Source organism: Frigidibacter sp. MR17.24, from assembly GCF_037095655.1.
Classification (GTDB): domain Bacteria; phylum Pseudomonadota; class Alphaproteobacteria; order Rhodobacterales; family Rhodobacteraceae; genus Frigidibacter.
In genome coordinates this window covers 1,325,894-1,344,725 of record NZ_JBAWKE010000001.1, presented here as the reverse complement: position 1 = coordinate 1,344,725, position 18,832 = coordinate 1,325,894, and the positions used below count along the sequence as shown (strand labels likewise).

The window sequence follows — 18,832 nt, the reverse complement described above, 5'->3', positions numbered from 1 at the left end:
GCTGGCGTCGCCTGTCCCCGGAAGGCCGGAGCGCGCAGGGCCACGGACAGGCGGCAGGTCATCCGGCGGCCCGACGGGGCGATCCGCCTGCGATCGGCCGGTGTCGCCCCGCCATGTCGGGCGGACCCACGGCAAGACGCGCCCGTCGATGCCGCGCTGAACCCGGCCGGTGCGTGCACATCGGCTTCGACCCATGCGTATCGACGCCACGTCGCCAAGGGCGCCGTCCGGATCCGCCCCGGTGGCCGTGCCGGACAACATCCGCGCCCAGGGTTGGCGCCCGCGCAGCCGGGCCGTCACGCGGTGGTTGCGCCGGTCGCGCGCGGGCGGCAGACTGCAGGCATGGACCATCCGCTCATCGACCTGATCAACGCGCGCATCGCCAAGGCCGAGGCCGAGGGGGCGTTCGACAACCTGCCCGGGGCCGGCCGCCCGCTGCCCGAGGTCGCCGATCCCGAAAGCGCGCTGCTTGACCGGCTGCTGCGCGAGGCCGGCGCGGTACCGGAATTCGTCACCCTGTCGAAGACGCTCGCGGCCCTGCGCGCCGAGCTTCGGGCCGAGGGCGACCGCACCCGCCGCGGCGAGATCCTGCGCGAGATCTCGATGCTCGAGATCCGCATCGACCTTGCGAAGCAGGCGTATCGTCGGTGATCAGCTCTCGACGCTGAAGGTCGCCTGCCGCACCTCCCAGCCGGAGGTGCCGGTCACCGGCGCGACGATCGCGCTCAGCACCGTGCCGATCCGGCCCGCGTCCGAGCCGTCGGGATTGCGGATCCCCGACAGCACGAAGCGCTGCATCACCACCGCGGCCCCGGTGCCGACGGCGCGGACCTTGGCCTTGCCGGTCACCAGCTTGGCGCGGGCGAAGGCGCCCGCCAGCTCTCCGGCCAGAACGTTGCCGATCTCTTCCCGGCCCTCGGCCCAGGCGCCGGTCAGGGTCAGCAGGTCGGCATCCTCGGAGAACAGCGTCACCAGCGCGGCCACGTCGCGCGCGCCCCAGGCAGTGGCGAACTGCCGGGCGAAATCCTCGGGTCCGGTGAAGCTCATGCCCCGGCCCCGATTCCGGCCTCGGCCTCGACCGCAGGTTCGGGCACGATCTTGCCCGGGTTCAGCACGCCCAGCGGATCCAGCGCCTGCTTGATCGCCGCCATCACCTGCCAGCCCGCGCCGTGCTCGTCGGCCATCAGCCCGCGCTTGCCGATGCCCACGCCATGCTCGCCGGTCATCGTGCCGCCGAAGCGATGCGCCCGCGCCGCCAGCCGCGCCGCGATCCACTTGGCGCGCGACAGTTCCTCGGGGTCCTCGCGGTCGACCAGCAGGATCGCGTGGAAATTGCCGTCGCCGACATGGCCGAGGATCGGCCCGATCAGCCCCGCCTCGGCGATGTCGGCGCGGGTCTCGGCCACGGCTTCGGCCAGGCGCGAGATCGGTACGCAGATGTCGGTCACCACCGCCATCGACCCCGGCCGCAGCGCGAGGCAGGCCGGGTAGGCGCCGTGGCGCATCTTCCACAGCCTGGTGCGGTCCTCGGGCCGCTCGGCCCAGGCGAAATCGGCGCCGCCCATCTCGGTCACGATCTCGCCGAAGCGCTCGGCCTGTTCCTTGACCGCCGCGGGCGTGCCGTGGAATTCGACCATCAGGTGCGGCTTCTCGGGCAGATCGGTGCCGGCGGACTGGTTGAAGGCCGCCGCCGTCGCCTCGTCCACGAACTCGATCCGGGCGACGTCGATGCCCATCTGGATCGTCGCGATCACCGTCTCGACCGCTGCGGCGAGGCTGTCGAAGGCGCAGACCGCGGCCGTCACCGCCTCGGGCTGGCCGTGCAGGCGCAGCGTCAGCTCGGTGAAGATGCCCAGCGTCGCCTCCGAGCCGACGAACAGCCCGGTGAGATCGTAGCCGGCCGAGGACTTGCGCGCGCCCGAGCCGGTGCGGATCACCCGGCCGTCAGCCAGAACGACCTCGGCCGCCAGCACGTTGTCGCGCATCGTGCCGTATTTCACCGCCGTGGTGCCCGAGGCGCGGGTCGCGGCCATGCCGCCCAGCGTCGCGTTGGCGCCGGGGTCGATCGGGAAGAACAGGCCGGTGTCGCGCAGCTGCGCGTTCAGTGCCTCGCGGGTGATGCCGGGCTGGATGCGCGCCTGCATGTCCTCGGAGTGGATCTCGATGACCTTGTCCATGCGGGTCATGTTCAGCACGACGCCGCCCCTGACCGCCTGCGCCTGCCCCTCGAGCGAGGTGCCCGCACCCCAGGGCACCACCGGCAGGCCGTGGGCGGCGCAGATCTTCACGATCGCCGCGACCTCGGCCGTGGTCTCGGGCCAGGCCACCGCCTCGGGCGGGGTCAGCGGGAAATAGCTCTCGGATGCGCCGTGCTGCTCGCGGTCGCCGCGGGAGGTGCTGATCCGGTCGCCCAGGATGGCGGCGAGTTCGGGCAGGGCGGTGTCGATGGGCATGGGGTCCTCCGGTCAGGCGCGCACCCTACCTGCGGGCCGCGCCGGGCGAAAGGGGCCGGGCGCAGCTCTCTCGGCGTCAGCCCGAAACCGCCGCCCGAAGCCGCCCACCGGCAGCGGGGCCCGGGCCCGCGTCAGATCCGCTCGACCGCGACGCGCATCGTGTCGAAGGCGATGTGGCCGGCCAGACGCTCGGCCCGGCCGACCGGCGCCTCGTGGACCCAGGCCGCGTCGGTCATCGCGCCGTTGCTGGCGATGATGTCGAAATACTGCACGCTTTCGCTGAAAGCAGACGGCGCCCTGCGGGCGTTGCGTTCGAAAAACGCAAGCGCGAGATCGGCCTCGGGGAAGAAGACCTGCACGAGGCCGTTGGCCTCGGTCAGTTCCAGCGCGGCGTCGGTCTCGCCCAGAACGGCGCCGGCGGCGCGGACGACCCAGGTGCCCGGCAGGCGGCGGATCGCGGGTTCGGTCAGGGTGGTGAACATGGCAGTCTCCTTGGCTCCGGGGGGAGAGACCGGAACCTTGCAATCACAAGATGACGATTTCGCGTCAGAGCGGCGCGGTGGCCGTGGCAAGCCAGCCGCGCGCGGCCTCGGACAGGCGCGGCGCGATCTTCTCGGCCACGGCGGCATGATAGGCGTCGAGCCAGTCGCGCTCGGCCGCCGACAGCATCGCCGGCAGCACCAGCCTGCGGTCGATCGGCACCCAGGTCAGGGTCTCGAAGGCCAGCATCTCGCGCGCGTCCTGACCCGGCAGCTCGGGGGCGGGCACCACGGTCAGCAGGTTCTCGATCCGGATGCCGAAGCCGCCCTCGCGGTAGTATCCCGGCTCGTTCGACAGGATCATCCCGGGTTCGAGCGGCACGTCCGACACCCGGCTCAGCCGCGCCGGCCCCTCGTGCACCGAGAGATAGGCGCCGACGCCATGGCCGGTGCCGTGGTCGTAATCCATGCCGTTCAGCCACAGCGGATAGCGCGCCACGGCCTCGAGATCGCGACCGGCGCGCCCCTTGGGCCAGCGCAGGCGCGACACCGCGATCATGCCCTGCAGGACCAGGGTGAAGGCGTGCCGTTCCGCGTCGCCGATCGCGCCCACGGCGATGGTGCGGGTGATGTCGGTGGTGCCGTCGACATACTGGCCGCCCGAATCCACCAGCAGCAGCTCGCCCGGCGTCACCGCGCGGTCGGTGCCCTCGGTCACCCGGTAGTGCACGATGGCGCCGTTCGGGCCCGCGCCGCAGATCGTGTCGAAGCTGATGTCCTTCAGCGCGTTGGTCGCGCGGCGGAAGCCTTCCAGCGCCTTGACCACGGCGATCTCGGTCAGCCCGCCGCCCGGCGCCTCGGCATCCAGCCAGGCCAGGAACTCGCACATCGCCGCGCCGTCGCGCAGGTGCGCCTCGGTGGTGGCGGCGATCTCGGCCGGGTTCTTGCGCGCCTTCGGCAGCAGGCAGGGGTCCTCGGCCCGCGCGACCGCGATGCCGCGGCCGCCGAAGCCGCCGTGCTTCAGCTCTTCGAGCACCTGGCAGGGGGCCGAGGCCGGATCGACCCGCACCGGCCCGTCAAGGCCGCGCAGCGCCATGGCGAAGCTGTCGGGCGCGTGCAGGCGCACGGCTTTCGGCAGCGCCAGCCCCTCGACCTTGGCGGGATCGATGAACAGGTCGAGCGTGCCGCGCTCCGACAGGATGGCGAAGGCCTGCACCACCGGGTTCTTCGGGATGTCCGACCCGCGGATGTTCAGCAGCCACGAGATCGAATCCGGCAGCGTGATCACGCAGGCGGCCTGGCCCGCGGCCTTCAGGACGGCCGCGATCCGCGTGAGTTTATCCTCGGCAGTTTCGCCGGCGAATTCAATCGGTTGCAGCGCGACCTTGCCGCGTGCCGGCGCGGGCTGGTCCTGCCAGATCGCGTCGACCGCATTCGCGACCGGCAGCAGCCGGATCGCCGATCCGGCCAGCGCGGCCTCGATGTCGGCGATCTCCTTCGGGGTGTGCAGCCAAGGGTCGAAGCCGATGACGCCGCCGCCCGGAAGCTGACCCTTCAGCCAAGGGCCGGGCAGGGTCTCGGGCCAGGGCACCGGGGTGAAATGCGCCAGATCCACCTGCGCCTTCACCTGCACCCGGTAGCGGCCGTCGATGAAGACGCCCGCCACCGACGGCAGCACGATGGCGAACCCGGCCGAGCCGGTGAAACCGGTCAGCCAGGACAGCCTTTCGTCGCGGGCGCTGACATATTCGCCCTGCCAGGCGTCGGCGCGCGGCACGAGAAAGCCGTCAAGCTCGCGCCGCTCAAGCTCGGCGCGCAGCGCGGCAAGCCGCGGCGGGCCGTCCTGGGGGCTGGTCGGGGCATCGAAGGACTGGAACATCAGCGCATCCCCGCCGCACGGGTCATGCCGACGACGCGCGCGCGCTTGCGCGGGTCGCTGTCGAACAGCGAGGCCAGCTGCTCGGTCATCGCGCCGGCCAGCTGCTCGACATCGGTGATCGTCACCGCGCGCTGGTAGTAGCGGGTGACGTCATGGCCGATGCCGATGGCGATCAGCTCGACCGCGCGGCGCTTCTCGACCATGGCGATCACGTCGCGCAGGTGCTTTTCCAGGTAGTTCGCCGGGTTGACCGACAGGGTCGAGTCGTCCACCGGCGCCCCGTCCGAGATCACCATCAGGATCTTGCGCGCCTCGTGCCGGCCCAGCATCCGCTTGTGCGCCCATTCCAGCGCCTCGCCGTCGATGTTCTCCTTCAGCAGGCCCTCTTTCATCATCAGCCCAAGGTTCGACCGCACCCGCCGCCAGGGCGCGTCGGCCGACTTGTAGATGATGTGGCGCAGGTCGTTCAGCCGGCCCGGCTGCTGCGGGCGGCCCGCGCCCAGCCAGGACTCGCGGCTCTGCCCGCCCTTCCAGGCGCGGGTGGTGAAGCCCAGGATCTCGACCTTGACCTGGCAGCGCTCCAGCGTCCGCGCCAGCACGTCGGCGCAGATCGCCGCGATCGAGATCGGGCGCCCGCGCATCGAGCCGGAGTTGTCCAGCAGAAGCGTCACCACGGTGTCGCGGAACTCGGTGTCCTTCTCGACCTTGAACGACAGCGGCGTCGTCGGGTTGGCCACGACGCGCGCCAGGCGGCCGGCGTCCAGCGTGCCCTCCTCGCGGTCGAATTCCCAGCTGCGGTTCTGCTGGGCCTGCAGCCGGCGCTGCAGCTTGTTGGCCAGCCGCGACACCGCGCCCTTCAGCGGCTCGAGCTGCTGGTCGAGATAGGCGCGCAGCCGCTCCAGCTCGGCCGGTTCGGCAAGGTCGGCCGCGTGGATCTCCTCGTCGTACTGGGTGGTGTAGACGGCATAGTTGGGGTCGGCGTCGGAATGCGGGGCAGGGGGCGGCGGCTCCATCGGCGCGTCGCCCTCGGGCAGCTCGGCCTCCTCGCCCTCCTGCTGGTCGGCCAGATCGTCCGAGCTGACCTGCGCCTCGGCGGTGTCCTGCTGCTGCTCCTGGCTCTGCTCGGGGGCGGCCTCGGACTGGTCGTCCTGGTCCTGGTCGCGGTTCTGGCTGTCGCCCGATTCCGGTTCCTGCTCCTCGGTCGCGTCGTCGCCGGCGTCCTCGTCCTCGGTGTCGGGGTCGTCGCCCAGCTGGTCGCCATAGCCGAGGTCGGCGATCATCCGGCGCGCCAGCCGCGCGAAGGCGGTCTGGTCGGCGAGGGCCGCGTTGATGTCGTCCAGCGCGCCCTGCGCCTGTTGCTCGATGAACGGGCGCCACAGCTCCATCACGTTTTCGGCCGCCGGCGGCAGCGGCCGGCCGGTGGCGAGATGGCGCACGAGATAGCCCGCGGCGGCCGCCAGCGGCGCGTCGGTCTGGCTGCGGATCTGGCCATAGCCCTTGCGCTCGGCGTCATGGCCGATCTTGGCGTCGATGTTGCCCAGCGTGCCCGGCATGTCGCGCGCGCCCACCGCCTCGCAGCGGGCGTGCTCCATCGCCTCGAACAGGTCGCGCGCCATCTGGCCCTGCGGCGCGTAGCGACCCGAGACCTTGGGGTCGTGATAGCGGTGGCGCAGCGCGAGGCTGTCGGCGGTGCCGCGCGCCAGCAGCACCTCGTCGCGGGTCATCCGGCGGCTGACCTGCGGCAGGCGCATGGTGTCGCCGGCCATCCCCGAGGGGTCGACCGAATAGCTGACGGTCAGGTCGGGCGCGTCGGCCATGGTCTTGGCGGCCTCGGCCAGCGCCTTCTTGAAGGGATCTGCCGGGTTGTCGGAGGGTTTCGACATCGCTCGCGGGTCCTTATCGGCCCGAGGGCCGGGCCCAGTGTCTTGCCGCCCCGAAGGCGGGGCTCCGGGGGGCCGCGGCCCCCCGGCGTGTCACTTGATGCTCTGCGAGGCCGCGCTTTCGGGCAGTTCCTCGCCGAAGCAGCGCTGGTAGAACTCGGCCACGGTCTGGCGCTCGAGCTCGTCGCACTTGTTGAGGAAGGTCAGCCGGAAGGCATAGCCGAGGTTCGAGAAGATCCGCGCGTTCTGCGCCCAGGCGATGACCGTGCGCGGCGACATCACGGTCGAGAGGTCGCCGTTCATGAAGGCCGTGCGGGTCATGTCCGCAACGGTGACCATCTGGTTGATCTCCTTGCGGCCCTTCTCGGTGTTGTAATGCGGGTTCTTGGCCAGCACGATCGCCGCCTCGGCATCGTGGGACAGGTAGTTCAGCGTGGCCACCAGCGACCAGCGGTCCATCTGGCCCTGGTTGATCTGCTGGGTACCGTGGTAAAGCCCGGTGGTGTCGCCGAGGCCCACGGTGTTGGCGGTGGCGAACAGCCGGAACGACGGGTTCGGGCTGATGACCTCGTTCTGGTCCAGCAGCGTGAGCTTGCCCTCGGCCTCCAGCACGCGCTGGATCACGAACATCACGTCGGCGCGGCCGGCGTCGTATTCGTCGAAGACGATCGCGGTCGGGTTGCGCAGCGCCCAGGGCAGGATGCCCTCGTGGAACACCGTCACCTGCTTGCCGTCCACCAGCTTGATCGCGTCCTTGCCGATCAGGTCGATCCGGCTGACGTGGCTGTCGAGGTTGACGCGCACGCAGGGCCAGTTCAGCCGCGCCGCGACCTGCTCGATATGGGTCGACTTGCCGGTGCCGTGATAGCCCTGGATCATGACCCGGCGGTTGTAGGCGAAGCCCGCGAGGATGGCGAGCGTGGTGTCGGGGTCGAACTTGTAGGTCGGGTCGAAGTCCGGCACGCGCTCGGTGCGCTCGGCGAAGCCCTTCACCTTCATGTCGGTGTCGATCCCGAAGACCTCGCGGACCGAGATCTCCTCGGTCGGTTTCGCGTTCACGTCCAGCGTTCCGTCAGCCATCGTCCAGATCCTTCTGACCGGCGTCCCGCCGATGCGGCGCCGGTCCTTGCGGTTTGCCGCCCCGGCGCCGCGCCCGGGCCGGGGGTCCGGACCTGCACGGCGCTGACTTCGCCGCCCCGGGGCCGGGCGGCGCACCCGGGATTGATGGAACATTCGCGGCGGGGGTGCAAGGGCGGGGCCCTGCAAAAGCGGCGGTCCGGTGCGGGGAACGTCCGGGCGGGGCGGCACGTTGATGCCGCGACGCGGCGCAACCCGCCGCCCGCACGCAAGCCTACACGGAAGGAACACCCGCATGACCCCGACGACCCGCTTCGCCGACCGCACCGTGATCGTCACCGGCGCCTCCTCGGGCATCGGCGCCGGCATCGCGCGCCGCTTCGCCGACGAGGGCGCGAATGTCGTGCTGGTCGGGCGCGACCGCGCCAAGCTCGACCGCGCCGCCGCCGCCTACGACCCCGCGCGCAGCCTCGCCGTCGCCGCCGACATCGGCGTGCCGGCGGATGCCCGCGCGATCGTCGAGGCCGCGACCGCCCGCTTCGGCGGCATCGACGTGCTGGTCAACAATGCCGGCATCGCGGTGATGGGCCGGATCGACGAGGTCGCGCCCGAGGACTGGCAGAAGGTGATCCAGACCGATCTCACCGGCACCTATCTCGTGACCCGCGCCGCCTGGGAGGCGCTGCGGGCCTCGGGCGGGAATGTCGTCAACGTCTCCTCGGTCTCGGGGACGGGCGGCGACTGGGGGATGTTCGCCTACAACGCGGCCAAGGGCGGGGTCACCAATCTCACCCGCGCGCTCGCGCTCGATGCCGGGACCTCGGGCATCCGCGTCAACGCGGTCAACCCCTCCTTCACCCGCTCCGACCTGACCGAGGACATGTTCGAGGACGCGGAGCTCGTTGCGAAATTCGTCGAGCGCATCCCCCTCGGCCGCCCGGCCGAGCCCGAGGACATCGCCGGCGTCGTGGCCTTCCTCGCCTCGCCGGACGCGCGCTTCGTCAACGGCGTCAACCTCGCCGTCGACGGCGGCCTCTCCGCATCGAACGGCCAGCCCGCCCAGGCCTGAAGCCGGTCCGCGCCCCGCTCCTCGACTTTGTCGAAATATCCCGGGGGAGGGCCGGCACGGCCCCGGGGGCAGCGCCCCCGTCCGCCCGCGCCGCCGGCGCGCCGGATACCCCGGGTCGCGCCGCCGCCAAACCTCGCGGCCCGCTCGCTGCCCGCTCCGGTCAGCTGTCGCGGAAGTTGCGGCTTTCCTTGATCTGGTCCCAGGCCCAGACCACTTCCTGCAGCCGATCCTCGTCCGAGCGGTCGCCGCCGTTCATGTCGGGGTGCAGGTCCTTGACCAGCGACTTGTACTGCTTGCGGATCTCGGCCTTGGTCCAGTTGTCGCGGGCGTCGAGGATCTCGATCGCCTTGCGCTCGGTCGGCGGCAGCTTGCGTGTCGCGCCCGAGGTGGGGCCCCGGCCGGGGTTCTGGGTCGCGTTCTCGCCCAGGATCTGGTGCGGGTCGTCGATGCCGAGCCGCGCCCAGGCGCGGTCCTCCTCGCCCATCTTGGCGAAGGGCTTGGTCTCGCGGCCCCAGACCCGGTCCTTGTCGATGAACTTCTGGAACTCGTCCTCGGTCGAGCCCTGGAAGAAGTTCCATTTCAGGTTGTACTCGCGGGCGTGGTCCTTGCAGAACCAGAAGAACTCGTCGAGCTGGTCGGGCGACTTCGGGGCCCGGTACTGGCCCTGTTCCTCGCAGCCCGGGTGGTCGCAGACCCGGGTCGATGTGTCGATGGCGCCGGACATGCCGCGCCGGCCCTTGGTGCGCTTCTTCTTGTCGGAAGAGACGCGCAGATCAAAGCCGAAGGGGTCGTTCTTGCTCATGCCGCTGCCTGCCCTGTCACTGCCAGCCCTGTTCGAGTCGGGACCGCGATTTTAGGGTTTTTCGCGCGCAGGTGAAGGGGGGCGATCCGCCGCAGCTGCACTTTCTTCGCAGCTGCAGCAGGATGCCGCCGGCCCGGCCGCATCCGCCGCGGCACCCTGCGCGCGCGCTCTCACTCGCGCCCGTCACGCGCCGCCGTCACTCGCCGCGGGGGGCCGGTCCCAGCGCGGGCGCGCGGGCGCTGCCCTCGCCGCCCGCGGCGGTCCCCAGCCCCGGCGCGGCGCCGGCGGCGGGCTTCGCATCGGGCTTGGCTTCGGGCTTGGTCGCGGCCTGGCCCTGGCCGCCCGCGGCGGCGGGCTGGACCGGCCGCGCGGTCTGGGCGCGGGCCTTAAGCGCGCTCACCAGCCCCAGGGTGCGGGCCGCGGCCGCGGCGCTGGTGCCGCCGGCCACCGCCTCGCCCGAGTCGGTGCCGTCATTGGCGGGCGCCGGCACGCGCGCGGGCCCCGCAACCGGCGCCGCGACGGCAGGCGGCACGGTGGCCGCGCCGGTTTGGGCCGCGGTCTGGGTTGCGGCCTGAACCACCGGGCGGCGGAAGGTCAGCAGGTTCTGGTAGGTCGTGGTGCGCCCGGTCAGGCCGGTGCGCTCCTCGCAGGGCAGGGTGTCCGACCGGACGTATTCCCAGCCCTGCGCGGCCTCGGTGTTCATCAGCTCTGTCAGCACATGGGCGAACCGGTCGGCCGTGGTCTTCAGCCCGCGCACCTTCTCGCCCCGGGCCGGCGCCGGCACCACCTTGTATTCGTATCGCTGCATGTGCCCTCTTTCCGTCGCGCTGGTTCGCGATCCTTCGCGCAAGGTTGTCGCCCGCCGAGGGGGGCGAGCGCAAGACAAAGCCGCCGACAGCTTCGTGATCGGACGCGCCCTCCCGGACCCGGCCGATCGGTGCCGGCCCGCCGGTGCCGGGGCTGCGCCGCGAAAGGGGGGGGCGCGAACGGGGGGCCGTGGAAGAGGGACGGCGCCGGGGGCGACGGCGCGCGGCCGGGCTGGCCGGGGCTAGAGCCCCAGCTTCGCCGCGACGATCGCCTGCACCGCGGCCGGGTTGGCCTTGCCGCCCGAGGCCTTCAGCACCTGGCCGGTGAACCAGCCCGCGAGCTTGGGGTTCTGCTTGGCCTTCTCGACCTGCGCGGGGTTCGCGGCGATGATCTCGTCGACCATGCCCTCGATCGCGCCGGTGTCGGTGACCTGCTTCATGCCGCGCGCCGCCGCGACCTCGGCCGCGTCGCCGCCCTCGGTCCACAGGATCTCGAACAGGTCCTTGGCCATCTTGCCCGACAGGTCGCCCGCCGCCATCAGGTCGAGGATGCCGCCCAGCTGCGCCGCCGACAGCGGCGAGGTCTCGATCGACAGCCCCTCCTTGTTCAGGCGGCCGAACAGCTCGTTGATCACCCAGTTCGCGGCCTGCTTGCCGTCGCGGCCCTCGGCCACGGCCTCGAAGAAGGCGGCGTTCTCCTTCTCGGCGGTCAGGACGCTCGCATCGTAGTCGGTCAGGCCGAAATCGCCCATGTAGCGCGCCTTCCGCGCGTCGGGCAGCTCGGGCATGGTCGCGGCGATGTCGTCGACCCAGGCCTGCTCGATCTCCAGCGGCAGCAGGTCGGGGCAGGGGAAGTAGCGGTAGTCATGCGCCTCTTCCTTCGACCGCATCGAGCGCGTCTCGCCCTTGTCGGGATCATAGAGGCGGGTTTCCTGCACCACCTTGCCGCCGTCCTCGACGATGGCGATCTGGCGGCGCGCCTCGTAGTCGATCGCGGCCTGGATGAAGCGCAGCGAGTTCATGTTCTTGATCTCGCAGCGCGTGCCCAGCACGCCGAAGTCGCCGGTCGCGATGAATTTCTCGTAGTCGCCGGGGCGGCAGACCGAGACGTTGACGTCGGCGCGCAGGTTGCCGTTCTGCATGTTGCCGTCGCAGGTGCCGAGATAGCGCATGATCTGGCGCAGCTTGGCGACATAGGCCGCCGCCTCTTCGGGGCCGCGGATGTCGGGGCGGCTGACGATCTCCATCAGCGCGACGCCGGTGCGGTTGAGGTCGACGAAGCTCATCGCCGGGTCCATGTCGTGGATCGACTTGCCCGCGTCCTGCTCCAGGTGGATGCGCTCGATGCGCACGCGCCGCGCGACGCCCGGGCCCATCTCGACGATCACCTCGCCCTCGCCGACGATCGGGTGGTAGAGCTGGCTGATCTGATAGCCCTGCGGCAGGTCGGGGTAGAAGTAGTTCTTGCGGTCGAAGGCCGAGCGCAGGTTGATCCCGGCCTTGATCCCGAGGCCCGTCCGCACCGCCTGGGCCACGCAGAACTCGTTGATCACCGGCAGCATCCCGGGCATCGCCGCGTCGACGAAGGCCACGTTGGCGTTGGGCTCGGCGCCGAAGGCGGTCGAGGCGCCCGAGAACAGCTTCGCGTTCGAGGCGACCTGGGCATGCACCTCAAGGCCGATCACCAGTTCCCAGTCTTCCTTGGCACCCGAGATCACCTTCGGGGTGGGGGCGGTATAGGTCAGATCGAGCATCGGGGCCTCGCTTTCGTCGTTCCCGCCCTCATACGGCGCAGGCGCGCGCTCGGCAACTGCCGCGGCCCATCCGGGTGCCGTCCGCCGTGGGCCCACCGTGGCCCGCGCGCCATGATGGACGAAAGGGTTTCCATCCGATGAATGCGGTTTTCGCTTTTCGGCGAGATTTCGCCGAAGGGGCGAGGATCCGCCGAGGCGGATTTTCGCGAATTGTCAGAATCTCCCCCGCCGTCCAGAAACCCTCCGCCGGGCGCGGATCCGGTGCAAGCCTCCGGACCCGATGCGACAGACACTCGCCTGCCTCAGCGCTCCCGCTCTTCTCGTCGCCGCCACGGCCCTGTCGGGCTGCATGCAGACCGGCGACGGCTTCGACGAGCCCCCGGCGATGCGCTGGGATCACCGGCCCGAGGCGGCGGAGTGGACGCAGGCGGCGATCTCGGCCCTGGCAAGCGACGGCGCGGTGCTGGCCACCACGGTGCCCGCCGATATCGAGACCTTCTGCCCGAACTACGCGGAGGCCTCGCTCGAGGAGCGGCAGGCGTTCTGGTCGGGGCTGTTCTCGGCGCTGGCGCAGTTCGAAAGCACCTGGAACCCGAAGGCTTCGGGCGGCGGCGGCGCCTGGATCGGCCTGCTGCAGATCGCGCCCTCGACCGCGCGGGCCTATTCCTGCGACGCGACCTCGACCTCGGGGCTGAAGGACGGCGCGGCCAATCTCAGCTGCGCGGTGAAGATCGCCGCCCGGCAGGTGCCGCGCGACAACGCGATCGTCGACAACGGCGCCCCGGGCTGGGAAGGCCTTGCCCGCGACTGGGCGCCGATGCGCTCGTCGACCAAGGTCAAGGCGATGGCCGCCTGGACCTCCAAGCAAAGCTACTGCGTCAAGCCGGGCAGCCGCGCCTGACGCGGGCCCGCACGGCGGGCCCTTTCCGCGCTGCCCGCCCAAGCACCGCCGCCGGCCCTAGGCCGCGCGGCGTCTTTTCTGTCGGGGGACTGCGCGCGGACCGGGTCGGGGCGTCAGGCGGCGGTCAGATGCTCGATCACGATCCCGATCCCGAGGCCGACCAGCGCCAGCCCGCCCAGCCCCTCGGCCCAGCGGCCGAAGCGCGCGCCCAGAAGCCGGCCGGCCAGCATCCCCGTCGTCGACATCAGCATCGTCGCCAGCCCGATCGCCAGCGCCACGATCCAGATGTTGACGTCCAGGAACGCCAGCGACACCCCCACCGCCGCCGCGTCGATCGAGGTGCCGAGCGCCGTCGCCATCAGCGCGAGCAGCCCCTGCGCGGCGGGCGCCTCGGCCTCGCGCGGGCCCATCGCCGCCATCACCATCCGCCCCCCGACCAGCGCCAGAAGCCCGAAGGCGATCCAGTGGTCGACCGCGGTGACGAAGCCCGCCGCCGCCACCCCCAGCGCCCAGCCGACGACCGGCGTCACCGCCTCGACCGCGCCGAAGACCGCGCCGGTGCGCAGCGCCGCCCCCAGCCGCGGCCGGCCGCGCGCCTGCGCGCCGCGCCCGAGCGAGGCGATGAGCGCGTCGATGGACATGCCGATGGCAAGAACGCCGATCGAGATCGGGGACATGGGACTTCTCCGGTCCGGGCGAGAGGGCAGACGCATGGCGGCCCCCCGCCCGGGAGGAAGCACGAAAACGCCACGGTCTCGCATGGCCGGCCGCAGCTGCGGACCGGCTGGACGCGCCACGCGGAGCGCTCTCCGCGACGGTGTTGACGCGCCCCCGGCCAGCCTGGCCGGACGCTACTCCCCGATGCCGCCCATCTGGCATTGCCGGGAATAATTGTCAATCTTTGCAGGTGCTTGTGAACCTGCGTCTCAGTCGCAACTTCTTGTCAGCCGACGGTCAGCGAGTGACCGCCGGGGCCGGACGGGCCCCGCTTCAGCCGCCGATCGCCGCGCGCCGGCCGCGCCGCGCCAGAAGCTTGCGGCTGACCTCGACCATCGAGATGCCGGGGCCGTTCAGCTCGCCCAGGGCCAGCGTCTCGCGCTTGAGCATCTCGATGCCGTCCTGCGAGGTCTCGGGCAGGCGGTCGGGCATGATCGGGCGGCCGATGTTGATCCGGTAGGGCTGGCGGGCCTTGTTCAGCATCTCGTGGAACAGGGTGATGTCGCGCAGCGTCGGGTGGATCAGGTCGAAGAGGTAGAACAGGATCGAGTTGCGCGACCGGATGTTGAGCGGGATCACCGGCAGGTCGTACTTGCGCGCGATCATCGCCGCGGACGGCATCCACTCGCGTTCGTAAAGCCGCAGGCCGCGGCGCTTGGCCAGCCGCCCCGAGGGGAAGATGACGCCAAGCCGCCCCTTGTCGATCGCCTCGCGCGTCAGCGACATCGTCTCGCGGGTCTTGGCCAGCGTGCGCTTCTCCTGGCGCCACTCGACGGGCAGGATCAGGCTTTCCATCTGCGGCAGGATCCGCAGGATGTCGCTGTTGGCATAGATGAACAGGTCGGGCCGGATCGGCTGCAGGATGTGCCACAGCATGATACCGTCGGCGATGCCGGTCGGGTGGTTGGCGACGATCAGCGCCGGGCCGTTGCGGGGAATGTTCTCGATCCCCGAGACCTGCAGGTCCTTGGCGATGACCTCGGCCACGGTGCCCATGATCACCTCGGTCGGCGCGTATTCGACCTTGCGGCCGATGGCGAGCGTCTTCGGATAGCCAAGAAGCGACGTCAGCACGCGCTGCGCAAGCTCGTGGTGCGGCCGGCCGGAAAACATCCAGGGCGCGCGCTCTGCGATCAGCGGGTCGATCTTGTCTTTCATGGCGCACTCCGAGCACGAGGTGACAACAGCATTATGACAGGCAGGTTCCCGCCGCCAGTCGGTTGCGGCCGGAAAGCCGCGATCGGCGGCATCCCGCACCCGTTTTGCAAGGCTGGCGGCGGGGCTGTCAGGTGCCTGCGGGATCGGCGCCGGCGGCGCGGATGCGCCCCACCATCTCGGCGGTGTCGCGGCTGAGGCCGGGGGCGGCGGCGATCCGCGCCAGCGCCTCGGCGGCCTGGCCGCGGCGGTCGGCGTCATAGCGCGTCCAGGTCTCGAAGGCCGTCGACATCCGCGCCGCGGTCTGCGGGTTCAGCGCGTCCAGGCGGATCAGCCAGTCGGCAAGGAACCGATAGCCCGCGCCGTCGGCGGCGTGGAAGCCCGCGTGGTTGCCGGTCAGCCCGCCGATCAGGCTGCGGAAGCGGTTGGGGTTCTTCCAGTCGAAATCGGCGTGCCGGGCCAGCCGCTCGGCCACCGCGACCGCGGCCTCGGGCCGGGCCTGCAGCGGCTGGATCAGGAACCACTTGTCGATCACCTGCCGGTTGCCGGCCCAGCGGTCGTGGAAGGCGGCAAGCTCGGGCGCGCCGCGCCCGGCCTCGAGCAGGCAGCCGAGCGAGCCGAGGCTTTCGGTCATCGTCGCCGCCGCCGCGTGAATCCGCGCCGCCTCGGCCCCGCCGTCGATCCGGCTCAGCAGCGCCAGAAGCGCCATGCGCAGCGCGCGCCGCCCGCCCTGGTCGGCATCGGGGCGGAAGTCGCCGCCGACCGCGAGATCCGCGATCATCGCGCCCAGCCGCGGCGACAGCCGCTCGGCCAGCGCCCGCGCCAGCCGCTCGCGGCCGGCGTGGATCGCGTCGGGGTCGGGCGTGCGGCCCGCGTCGTGCAGCGCCTGCGCCAGGTCGTCCTCGCCCGGCAGCCGCAGGCACAGCGCGCGGAACGCCGGGTCGAGCGTCGCGTCCGTCGCCACCGCCTCGAGCCCCGCCAGCAGGTCGGGGGCGGGGGCCGCGCCCTCGGCGATCATGGTCACCAGCACCTCGCGCGCCAGTGCCCGGCCCGCCTCCCAGCGGTTGAACGGGTCGGTGTCATGCGCCAGCAGGAAGGCGCGCTCGCCGGGGGGCGGGGCCCGGTCCAGCACCACCGGCGCCGAGAAGCCGCGCAGGATCGAGGGGACGGGGCGCGCCGCAAGCCCGTCGAAGCGGAAGCTCTGCGTCGCCTCTGTCATCTCCAGCACCCGGGTCGGCAGCACCTCGTCGCCATTGGGGTTCAGCAGGCCGAGCGCGATCGGGATCACCCGCGGCGGCTTGTCGTCCTGGCCCGGCGTGGGCTTCGTGTTCTGGGTGAAGGTCAGGGTGTAAGTGCCCGCGTCATAGGCCTCCTGCACGCCCAGCCGCGGGGTTCCGGCATCGGTGTACCAGCGCTTGAACTGCGCAAGGTCGCGGCCCGTCGCCTCCTCGAACACCGCAAGCCAGTCCTCGATCGTCGCGGCGTCGCCGTCGTGGCGGTCGAAATACAGGTCCAGCGCGCGGCGATAGCCCTCGTCGCCGACCAGCCGCTTGAGCATGCCGATCACCTCGGCGCCCTTCTCGTAGACGGTGGCGGTGTAGAAGTTGTTGATCTCGATGTAGCTGTCGGGCCGGACCGGATGGGCGAGCGGCCCCATGTCCTCGCGGAACTGGCGCGCGCGCAGCGTCATCACGTCGTCGATGCGCTTCACCGGCGCGGACCGCATGTCGGCGGTGAACTGCTGGTCGCGGAAGACCGTCAGCCCCTCCTTCAGGCACAGCTGGAACCAGTCGCGGCAGGTGATGCGGTTGCCGGTCCAGTTGTGGAAATACTCGTGCGCGATGATCCCCTCGATCCGCTCGAAATCCATGTCGGTCGCGGTCTCGGGGCTGGCGAGGACCCACTTCGAGTTGAAGATGTTCAGCCCCTTGTTCTCCATCGCGCCCATGTTGAAGTCGTCGACCGCGACGATGTTGAAGACGTCGAGGTCATATTCGCGGCCATAGACCCGCTCGTCCCAGTCCATCGACCGGATCAGCGATTCCATCGCCCAGGCGCAGCGGTCGATATCGGCCGGGCGCACCCAGATGTTGAGCGCGACCTCGCGCCCCGAGGCGGTGGTGAAGGCGCCGGGATGCGCCTTCAGGTCGCCCGCGACCAGCGCGAAGAGATAGGCGGGCTTCGGCCAGGGGTCTTCCCACTCGGCCCAGCCCGGGCCCGCCGCGACCGGGTTGCCGTTCGACAGCAGCACCGGCAGGTCGCTTTCGATGCGGACCCGGAACGGCGCCATCACGTCGGGGCGGTCGGGGTAATAGGTGATCTTGCGGAAGCCCTCGGCCTCGCACTGGGTGCAGAACATGCCGCCCGACATGTAGAGCCCCTCCAGCGCGGTGTTGCCCGCGGGGTCGATCTCGACCTCGGCCTGCCAGACGAAGCCGTCGGCCGGCAGCCGGTCGGCGGGCACCGTCAGCCCCGCCGGCGTCACCGCGATCGTCGCCGGGTCCAGCGCCGCGCCGTCGATCGCCAGCGACACGATCCCCAGCCGCTCGCCGTCCAGCACGAGGTCGCCCGCCGCAACCCCGGGGTTCGGCGCGAAGCGGATCGTGGACAGCACCCGCGTCGTCTTCGCCGCCAGCCGGAAGGTCAGCGCGACCTGCTCGATCTTCCAGGGGTACGGCCGGTAGTCGGCAAGCCGGGTGGCGCTGTGGGCGGGGGCGGTGTCGGCTTGCATGGCATGTCCTTTTCGGCGCGGTGCCGGTCGCGGCGACCGGCCGCCAAAGGGTAGGTCCGGCCGCGCGCCGCTTCAACCGCATCCGCTGCGGCACCGGACTGCCGCGCAAACGGGCATCTGCCGAGATGCGCGGCATGCTGTGCATCCGGGGCCTTTCTCTGCCGGGCGCGCCCCCATATGTTGGGCCCATGCGACATCTGGCGAATGAGGAGGCGGCGATGTCCCGTGGCCCCGGCAAACGGCCCGTGATCGGGATCATCAGCAATGCCGCTGTCATCAATGACAGCTATCCGGCCCATACCGGCGGGATCATGAACTCGACGGCCGTGGCCCAGGTGGCCGGCGGCCTGCCGCTGCTGATCCCCTCGGACCCGCGGCTGGTGACGGTCGAGGACCTGCTGGCGACCTGCGACGGCTTCCTGCTGACCGGCGGGCGGCCCAACGTCCACCCCTCGGAATACGGCGAGGAGGAGACCGAGGCCCACGGCACCTTCGACCGCGCCCGCGACGCGATCACCCTGCCGCTGATCCGCGCCTGCGTCGAGCGCGGGCAGCCGTTCCTGGGGGTCTGCCGCGGCTTTCAGGAGGTCAACGTGGCGCTCGGGGGGACGCTGTACCCCGAGATCCGCGACCTGCCGGGCCGGATGAACCACCGCATGCCCCCCGACGGCACGATCGAGGAGAAGTTCGCGCTGCGCCACAAGGTGACCTTCACCGAGGGCGGGCCGTTCCAGCGGCTGCTGGGCGCGCGCGAGGTGATGACCAACACGCTGCACGGGCAGGGGATCAAGGCGGCCGGGGCGCGCATCGTCATCGACGGCCTCGCCCCCGACGGCACGCCCGAGGCGATCTATGTCAAGGACGCGCCGGGCTTCACCCTGTCGGTGCAGTGGCACCCCGAGTGGAATGCCGCCAACGACCCGGTCTCGCGCCCGCTGTTCGAGGCCTTCGGTCGCGCCGCCCGCGACTGGGCCAACTGCCCGGTGCGCAGCGCCGACCGGCGGCTGTCGGCCTGAGCGGACCGCGCCCGCCACTGCCCCCGCCACTGCCCTGTGCGGGGCGTTCGGGGCTGCGGTCGCGGGCGTCATCACCATCGGGTGAATTCCCGAGCGTTTCGTTCGGATTTCGG

At 71.4% G+C, this 18,832-nt stretch carries 16 protein-coding genes; 4 read left to right on the top strand and 12 right to left on the bottom strand.

The features are described from left to right. Positions 1–342 precede the first annotated feature (342 nt). A complete protein-coding gene (locus V8J39_RS06315; protein ID WP_336459989.1) occupies positions 343–651 on the top strand; it encodes a J-domain-containing protein in 309 nt (102 codons plus the stop codon). On the opposite strand, the gene V8J39_RS06310 is transcribed toward V8J39_RS06315, so the two are convergent. From V8J39_RS06310 to cobS, 6 genes are all read right to left on the bottom strand, one after another. Further along, positions 652–1,047, bottom strand: a complete 396-nt coding sequence (locus V8J39_RS06310) for a YybH family protein (RefSeq protein ID WP_336459988.1) — start codon at positions 1,045–1,047, stop codon at positions 652–654. Further along, positions 1,044–2,453, bottom strand: coding sequence for an FAD-binding oxidoreductase (locus V8J39_RS06305; protein ID WP_336459987.1), 1,410 nt, complete (start codon positions 2,451–2,453; stop codon positions 1,044–1,046). Before V8J39_RS06305 ends, V8J39_RS06310 begins: the two co-directional genes overlap by 4 nt. A 131-nt stretch (positions 2,454–2,584) precedes the next feature. Further along, positions 2,585–2,935 (bottom strand): DUF427 domain-containing protein, encoded by a 351-nt coding sequence (locus tag V8J39_RS06300; RefSeq protein WP_336459986.1) that lies wholly within the window; start codon positions 2,933–2,935, stop codon positions 2,585–2,587. Between the two features lie 64 nt (positions 2,936–2,999). Then, positions 3,000–4,811, bottom strand: coding sequence for an aminopeptidase P family protein (locus V8J39_RS06295; RefSeq protein WP_336459985.1), 1,812 nt, complete (start codon positions 4,809–4,811; stop codon positions 3,000–3,002). After that, positions 4,811–6,694: a cobaltochelatase subunit CobT gene (gene cobT, locus V8J39_RS06290; protein WP_336459984.1), complete on the bottom strand. Its 1,884-nt coding sequence runs from the start codon at positions 6,692–6,694 to the stop codon at positions 4,811–4,813. The genes V8J39_RS06295 and cobT overlap by 1 nt, the downstream gene beginning before the upstream one ends. A 90-nt stretch (positions 6,695–6,784) precedes the next feature. Next, a complete protein-coding gene (gene cobS / locus V8J39_RS06285) occupies positions 6,785–7,771 on the bottom strand; it encodes a cobaltochelatase subunit CobS (RefSeq protein WP_336459983.1) in 987 nt (328 codons plus the stop codon). 292 nt (positions 7,772–8,063) lie between these two features. Here cobS and V8J39_RS06280 point away from each other — a divergent pair, with 292 nt between their 5' ends. Continuing rightward, positions 8,064–8,837, top strand: coding sequence for an SDR family NAD(P)-dependent oxidoreductase (locus V8J39_RS06280; RefSeq protein WP_336459982.1), 774 nt, complete (start codon positions 8,064–8,066; stop codon positions 8,835–8,837). Between the two features lie 160 nt (positions 8,838–8,997). On the opposite strand, the gene V8J39_RS06275 is transcribed toward V8J39_RS06280, so the two are convergent. From V8J39_RS06275 to gatB, 3 genes are all read right to left on the bottom strand, one after another. Then, the gene (locus V8J39_RS06275) at positions 8,998–9,639 is read right to left on the bottom strand and encodes a J domain-containing protein (protein WP_336459981.1); all 642 of its coding nucleotides are present in this window, start codon (positions 9,637–9,639) and stop codon (positions 8,998–9,000) included. A 196-nt stretch (positions 9,640–9,835) separates the two neighbouring features. Further along, positions 9,836–10,447, bottom strand: a complete 612-nt coding sequence (locus V8J39_RS06270) for a DUF4177 domain-containing protein (protein ID WP_336459980.1) — start codon at positions 10,445–10,447, stop codon at positions 9,836–9,838. Positions 10,448–10,687: 240 nt separating this feature from the next. Continuing rightward, positions 10,688–12,199, bottom strand: coding sequence for an Asp-tRNA(Asn)/Glu-tRNA(Gln) amidotransferase subunit GatB (gene gatB / locus V8J39_RS06265; RefSeq protein WP_336459979.1), 1,512 nt, complete (start codon positions 12,197–12,199; stop codon positions 10,688–10,690). Positions 12,200–12,479: 280 nt separating this feature from the next. Between gatB and V8J39_RS06260 the strand changes: the two genes are divergently transcribed. Further along, on the top strand, positions 12,480–13,100 hold the full coding sequence (locus tag V8J39_RS06260; protein ID WP_336459978.1) for a transglycosylase SLT domain-containing protein: 621 nt from the start codon (positions 12,480–12,482) through the stop codon (positions 13,098–13,100). Positions 13,101–13,213: 113 nt separating this feature from the next. Here V8J39_RS06260 and V8J39_RS06255 read toward each other — a convergent pair whose 3' ends face one another. The 3 genes from V8J39_RS06255 to pepN form a co-directional block, all read right to left on the bottom strand. Continuing rightward, positions 13,214–13,777 carry a manganese efflux pump MntP gene (locus V8J39_RS06255; protein ID WP_336459977.1) on the bottom strand — a complete coding sequence of 188 codons (564 nt, stop codon included), beginning with the start codon at positions 13,775–13,777 and terminating at the stop codon, positions 13,214–13,216. 313 nt (positions 13,778–14,090) lie between these two features. Next, positions 14,091–14,975: a lysophospholipid acyltransferase family protein gene (locus V8J39_RS06250; RefSeq protein ID WP_336459976.1), complete on the bottom strand. Its 885-nt coding sequence runs from the start codon at positions 14,973–14,975 to the stop codon at positions 14,091–14,093. Positions 14,976–15,102: 127 nt separating this feature from the next. Then, the gene (gene pepN / locus V8J39_RS06245; protein WP_336459975.1) at positions 15,103–17,703 is read right to left on the bottom strand and encodes an aminopeptidase N; all 2,601 of its coding nucleotides are present in this window, start codon (positions 17,701–17,703) and stop codon (positions 15,103–15,105) included. A 218-nt stretch (positions 17,704–17,921) separates the two neighbouring features. Here pepN and V8J39_RS06240 point away from each other — a divergent pair, with 218 nt between their 5' ends. After that, positions 17,922–18,719 carry a gamma-glutamyl-gamma-aminobutyrate hydrolase family protein gene (locus tag V8J39_RS06240; protein WP_336459974.1) on the top strand — a complete coding sequence of 266 codons (798 nt, stop codon included), beginning with the start codon at positions 17,922–17,924 and terminating at the stop codon, positions 18,717–18,719. Positions 18,720–18,832: the final 113 nt, after the last annotated feature.

Coding starts and splice junctions, on each gene's coding strand:
- V8J39_RS06295 (WP_336459985.1), bottom strand. CDS start 4,811: ATGTTCCAGTCCTTCGATGCCCCGACCAGCCCCCAGGACGGCCCGCCG.
- cobS (WP_336459983.1), bottom strand. CDS start 7,771: ATGGCTGACGGAACGCTGGACGTGAACGCGAAACCGACCGAGGAGATC.
- V8J39_RS06240 (WP_336459974.1), top strand. CDS start 17,922: ATGTCCCGTGGCCCCGGCAAACGGCCCGTGATCGGGATCATCAGCAAT.
- V8J39_RS06305 (WP_336459987.1), bottom strand. CDS start 2,453: ATGCCCATCGACACCGCCCTGCCCGAACTCGCCGCCATCCTGGGCGAC.
- V8J39_RS06280 (WP_336459982.1), top strand. CDS start 8,064: ATGACCCCGACGACCCGCTTCGCCGACCGCACCGTGATCGTCACCGGC.
- V8J39_RS06315 (WP_336459989.1), top strand. CDS start 343: ATGGACCATCCGCTCATCGACCTGATCAACGCGCGCATCGCCAAGGCC.
- V8J39_RS06300 (WP_336459986.1), bottom strand. CDS start 2,935: ATGTTCACCACCCTGACCGAACCCGCGATCCGCCGCCTGCCGGGCACC.
- V8J39_RS06275 (WP_336459981.1), bottom strand. CDS start 9,639: ATGAGCAAGAACGACCCCTTCGGCTTTGATCTGCGCGTCTCTTCCGAC.
- pepN (WP_336459975.1), bottom strand. CDS start 17,703: ATGCAAGCCGACACCGCCCCCGCCCACAGCGCCACCCGGCTTGCCGAC.
- V8J39_RS06260 (WP_336459978.1), top strand. CDS start 12,480: ATGCGACAGACACTCGCCTGCCTCAGCGCTCCCGCTCTTCTCGTCGCC.
- V8J39_RS06310 (WP_336459988.1), bottom strand. CDS start 1,047: ATGAGCTTCACCGGACCCGAGGATTTCGCCCGGCAGTTCGCCACTGCC.
- V8J39_RS06255 (WP_336459977.1), bottom strand. CDS start 13,777: ATGTCCCCGATCTCGATCGGCGTTCTTGCCATCGGCATGTCCATCGAC.
- cobT (WP_336459984.1), bottom strand. CDS start 6,694: ATGTCGAAACCCTCCGACAACCCGGCAGATCCCTTCAAGAAGGCGCTG.
- V8J39_RS06250 (WP_336459976.1), bottom strand. CDS start 14,975: ATGAAAGACAAGATCGACCCGCTGATCGCAGAGCGCGCGCCCTGGATG.
- gatB (WP_336459979.1), bottom strand. CDS start 12,199: ATGCTCGATCTGACCTATACCGCCCCCACCCCGAAGGTGATCTCGGGT.
- V8J39_RS06270 (WP_336459980.1), bottom strand. CDS start 10,447: ATGCAGCGATACGAATACAAGGTGGTGCCGGCGCCGGCCCGGGGCGAG.